This is a genomic window from Xanthomonas sp. SHU 166 (genome assembly GCF_000364685.1).
In the GTDB taxonomy this organism is placed as follows: Bacteria; Pseudomonadota; Gammaproteobacteria; order Xanthomonadales; family Xanthomonadaceae; genus Xanthomonas_A; species Xanthomonas_A sontii.
Genome location: NZ_AQOJ01000679.1, coordinates 1 through 4894 on the forward strand (window position 1 = coordinate 1; position 4894 = coordinate 4894).

General features: G+C 68.7%; 4 protein-coding genes and 1 pseudogene. All 5 read right to left on the minus strand.

The genetic code is table 11. The features are described 5' to 3' along the window. The coding region (locus tag D180_RS16065; protein ID WP_043091138.1) for an AMP-binding protein at positions 1–476 on the minus strand (476 nt) is incomplete at its 3' end. An 89-nt stretch (positions 477–565) separates the two neighbouring features. Continuing rightward, positions 566–1093, minus strand: a complete 528-nt coding sequence (locus D180_RS24255) for a hypothetical protein (RefSeq protein ID WP_148828354.1) — start codon at positions 1091–1093, stop codon at positions 566–568. 298 nt (positions 1094–1391) lie between these two features. Next, positions 1392–3902, minus strand: a complete 2511-nt coding sequence (locus D180_RS16070; protein WP_017913601.1) for a prolyl oligopeptidase family serine peptidase — start codon at positions 3900–3902, stop codon at positions 1392–1394. Positions 3903–4001: 99 nt separating this feature from the next. Then, entirely contained in the window at positions 4002–4622 is a 621-nt protein-coding gene (gstA, locus tag D180_RS16075; protein ID WP_017913602.1) for a glutathione transferase GstA, read from the minus strand. Between the two features lie 79 nt (positions 4623–4701). Beyond that, positions 4702–4894, minus strand: a pseudogene (locus D180_RS16080) (LysR family transcriptional regulator); the annotation flags it as partial.

A 4894-nucleotide genomic window follows, 5' to 3' on the forward strand; every position in this document is an offset into this window, starting at 1 on the left:
AGCAGCTTGGGCCGCGCGTCGTCGATGCGCAGCGCCAGGTTGTGCGCGGCGAAGCCGCCGAACACCACCGAATGCACCGCGCCGATGCGCGCGCAGGCCAGCATCGCGTACACCGCCTCGGCCATGTTCGGCATGTAGATGACCACGCGGTCGCCGCGCTGCACGTCCAGCCGCTGCAGCACCGCGGCGAAGGCGTTGACCTCGCGGTACAGCTGCGCATAGGTGATCTCCTGGGTCTGCCCGGTTTCGCTGGACACCGCGACCAGCGCCAGTTGCGTGGCGCGTTCGGGCAGATGCCGGTCCACCGCGTTGTGGCACAGATTGGTCAGCCCGCCGACGAACCAGCGCCGGAACGGCGGCGTGTCGTACTCCAGGATCGCCTGCGGCGGCCGCTCCCAGTGGATCGCCCTGGCCTGCTCGGCCCAGAACTCTTCGGGCCGCTCGATCGAACGCCGGTACAGCGTCGCGTAGTCCATGCCGCCCCTCCCAAGGCCGGTGCACCGGCTCCGAGCATAGTCCTTCGGCTAGGAGGGCGTCGTTCCGACCTTAGTCGAAGGGTGCCGATCTATAGCTTTCCGTCGAGGCGCGCTTGAGTGATTAGCCTCTGATCTGCTCGAAGCTGCTGCCGATCCGCATCATCAGTTGCAAGACATGTTCGATACTTGTCAGAAAGTTCAGCAACCTGGCGCTGCAGCTTGTAAACAGTGACCAGCCTTGTCTCAAGGTCTTTTTGAGAGAACTTAGAACAGTCTAGGTCCAGTACAGAAGCGCCGGCGACCAATTGATTAGATTCAGCGAAGTCTATATCCCACTCGGACAGCCAATGGACCACGGCGCCTGATCGGTAGCAACCTTGAGCAGCGGCTAACCTTGTATGGGATTTCTTTGCGCGCTCAAGAAGCGGAACTAAGCCTTGGATGTCGGATCGCAGTGTGCTCTCCATGCGTCTAAGCTCCACACGGAGATCAAGAGCTTTGATTTCGCCGGTTCGGCGAAATGCCAGAATTGCAACCACTGCTCCTATAACGCCGGTCACTCCTCCTACCATGCCTGCAATTGATCCAGCATAAGCAAGCCAACTTTGCTCTGACATAGCTTAGTCTCGCAAAAACATGCGTGTAGTAGCACTACGGGTAGCAACGTTGCGCCGCAACGTGGCGTCAGCTGGATGAATCCCCGGAGACGGACCTACTTCCCCGGCACCGCAAACATCACTACCACATTCGCCGGCGCCTGCTGAAGCTGCCGACCGATTTCTCCAAGTCGGCAGCGACCTCCCGCGAATACGCGTACGCATTCTTCACTGTGTCGACCGCACCGCATGCAGTGAGCGCCAGCAACACCGGCGCGCAGAGCAAACGCCATGTCATCGTGCGCGCTAGGTCGGCCGACTACTGTGTCTTCGCCTTGTCCGCCGACGCCGCACGCGGCGGCGCCTGCTTCACGTAGCGGTCGAACCACTCCAGCATTTCCGCCACCACGTCCTCGTTGGATTCGCGCGCGGTGTACCAGTGCGGTTCGAACGGCAGCAGCACCAGCCGCGCGGTGCCGCCGAGGCCGCGGATGGCCTGGAACATGCGCGGGGCCTGGGTGGTCTCGGTGCCGGGGTTGGCATCGTCCATGCCGTGCACCAGCAGCAGTGGTTCGTTGATCTTGTCGGCGTGGAAGAACGCCGAGGCCTGCGCGTACACCTCCGGTGCGGCCCAGAACGACCGCCGCTCGTTCTGGAAGCCGAACGGGGTCAGGGTCTTGTTGTAGCTGCCGCTGGTGGCCACCCCGGCGCGGAACAGGTCGGTGTGCGCCAGCAGGTTGGCCGCCATCAGCGCGCCGTGGCTGTGGCCGGTGACGCCGATGCGGTCGCGGTCGACCACACCCAGCGCCACCGCCTTGTCCACCGCCGCCTGCGCGTTCTCCACCAGCTGCTGCAGGTAAGTGTCGTAGGCGGTCTTGGGATCGCCGACGATCGGGAACGCGGCGTCGTCGATGATCGCGTAGCCGGCCAGCAGCAACAGCTGGTAGGAATGCAGGCGGGTGAAGTCGCGGTCGTTGGCGCCGCTGACCTGGCCGGCCTTGGAGGCATCGGCGTAGTCCAGAGGATAGGCGTAGAGGATCGCCGGCACCCGCGTGCCTTCCTTGTAGCCGGGTGGCGTGTACAGGGTGAAGGACAGTTCCACGCCGTCCTTGCGCTTGTAGGTCACCAGCCGCTTCTTGATCTGCCGCACCACCGGGGTCGGATCGGGGAAGCGAGTCACCGGCGCCAGGGTGGAGGCGATCACCGCCTCGCCGGCTGCCGCAGCCGGCTGCGGCTGGCCCAGCGTGCGCAGGTAGACGTTCGGCGGGTCGCTCGGCGACTGCCGCCAGGTCAGCAGGCGGGTGGTGTCCTCGCCGGCGAACCCGGCGAAGGCCTCATCGACGTCGGCGCCGCTGCGGAACAGACGCTGGGTCTTGCCGCTCGCCAGATCATAGCGGTCCAGGAACGGCCGGTCGCCGGCCGGGGTGGCGCCCTGCCCGCTCAGGAACAGTGCGCCGTTGTCCTCGCGCAGCACGTATTCGCCGTTGGCCAGGCGACGCAGCTCGGGCGTGCCGGGATCGGCGTAGAGGTCGTCGGTGGACAGGTCGAACAGCACCCGCCCGGCGCTGCCGGGGCGGTCCGCGTCCAGCAGCGTGGTGCGGCGCCAGTGGCGGTTCTCGTCGTACTCGTCCAGCAGCGCCTGCCCGCCCTGCGCGAACCAGCTCAGGCCGGCGTAGCGCTGGGTCACCTTGGCCAGTTCGCGCGGCTTGCCGGTGAACGGTGCCGACAGGGTCAGCAGCTTGTCGCGCGCCGGCACATTGGTCTTCCAGTCGCCGCCGTCCAGCGCCTCGGCCCAGACCAGGGTGGCCGGCTGGTTGGCGCGCCAGCCGTAGGCGCGCGGCCCGGTGGGCACGCCGTGCACCGGCACGCGATCGGCCACCGGCAGGTTCGCCAGCACGCGCTCGCTGCCGTCGGCCAGGTCCAGCACCGCCACGTCGTGGGCGAAGCGGCCATAGGTGGTGACGTAGGAGTACGGACGCTGCAGGCGCTCCACGCGCACGTGGCGGCCGTCCGGCGCACCGTCGACCACCGAGTACACCGCCGGCTTGCCGACCGTGCGCAGCTTGCCGCTGGCGGCATCCACAGTGACCAGCTGCGCCGTGGCGTAGTAGGTGAACTGGGCCTCGTCCTCGGGACTGGACAGGGTGTCGCGGGCCTCGTAGGTGCTGCTCTCGCCCTTGCCGCGGATGGCTTCCTTGACCTCCGGCCCCGGCGGCACCGCCGCCTTCACCGGCGCGGGGCCTAGGTCCTGCGGCACCGCACGCACCAGCAGCGTGTCGCTGCCGCCCAGCCACTGGATCTCGCCGCCCAGTACCGGGTTGAGCTGCACGCCGTCGATGCGACGCACCGCGCCGGTGGCGACGTCGCCCAGCCACAGTTCGACGCGGTCGGCCGCGGTGTTGTTGAAGGCGAAGCGGCGCCCGTCCGGCGACCACACCGGCTGCGCCGGGCAGGCGCCGGCCGGCAGGGTCACCGCGGTCTGCTTGCCGCTGGTCACGTCGACCAGGCTGAAGCCGTCCAGGCAGGCGCGGATGCCGTAGCCGTTGGACATGTCGTGGCGGGCGTGGGTGCGCGGTTCCACGCGCACCCCGGCCAGCTTCAGGTACGGCTCGGCGACGCGCGCGATCGGCGGATAGGCCTGGCGCTCCACCAGCAGCAGGGTGCGCCCGGTCGGGTCCAGCCGCGGCGTCGGATTGAGCGGCGCGCGCATCACGCCCAGCAGCGGCTCGGGGGGTTGCCGGTAACCGCTGTCGGCGGTGGCGGCGTGGGCGGCGACAGGCAACGCACTGGCGAGCGCCAGGGCGCCGATCCAGCGGAACGGCATGAGCATGGTCGAAATCCCCTTTCGAATGGCCCGGGCAACCTAGCACGGCCGCCGCGCCGCGGCCGAGCGCCGAAGGTCATGCCAGGCACCGCCCGCGTGCCGCGCTCAGGCCGGTTGCAGCGCCTGCTCGGCCGCCAGTGCCGCCACTACGCTGGGACGCTGCGCCATGCGCGCCGCGTACGCGGCCAACGCCGAAAGCGCGTCCAGCGACAGGCCGAACCGCGGCAGCCAGCCGAGCACGGTGAACAGATAGGCATCGGCCACACCGAAGCGCTCGCCGAGCAAGTACGGCTGCGTGCGCAGCGCAGCCTCGGCATGGGCATAGCGCTGCAGCAGGCGAGCGGCGACCGCGGCGCGCCGCGCCGGCGCCAGCCCGGCATCGAACAGCGGCACGCTGCCGGCATGCAGTTCGCTGTTGATGAAGGCCAGCCACTCGTACAGGCGGTAGCGCGGCAAAGTGTCTGCGTCCGCCGGTGGCGCCAGCGCCGCCTGTGGGCAGCGGTCGGCCAGGTACAGCAGGATCGCCGGCCCCTCGGTCAGCACCTGGCCGTCCTCCAGTTGCAGCGCGGCCACGTAGCCCTTGGGATTGATCGCGCGGAAGTCCTCGCCATCGGCGGTGCGCTTGCTGCGGTTGTCCACGCGCACCAGCCGGAACGGCAGCTGCAGTTCGCGCAGCACGATGTGCGGCGCCAGGGAACAGGCGCCAGGAGCGGCATAGAGGAGCATCGGAACGGTCTCGCAGAGGCGCCGGACAGTCGGCGCGCGCAGTGTGTGCGGCACGGCGGCCTGCGGAGAAACAAGAATGTCAGGACGGGTCAGTAGCGCCGCTAATGGCCTCGTCCAGGAACTGGCGCAGTTGCAGCGCAGCCGGCGCCGCGTGTGCAGCAGCGACCAGGGCGAAGCGGCGCTGCAGCCGCGGCTGCAAGGGCAGCACCTGCACGCCGTCGCGCTCGGCCGGCAGCACCGACGCCGGCAGCAGGCTGGCGCCCGCGCCGTCG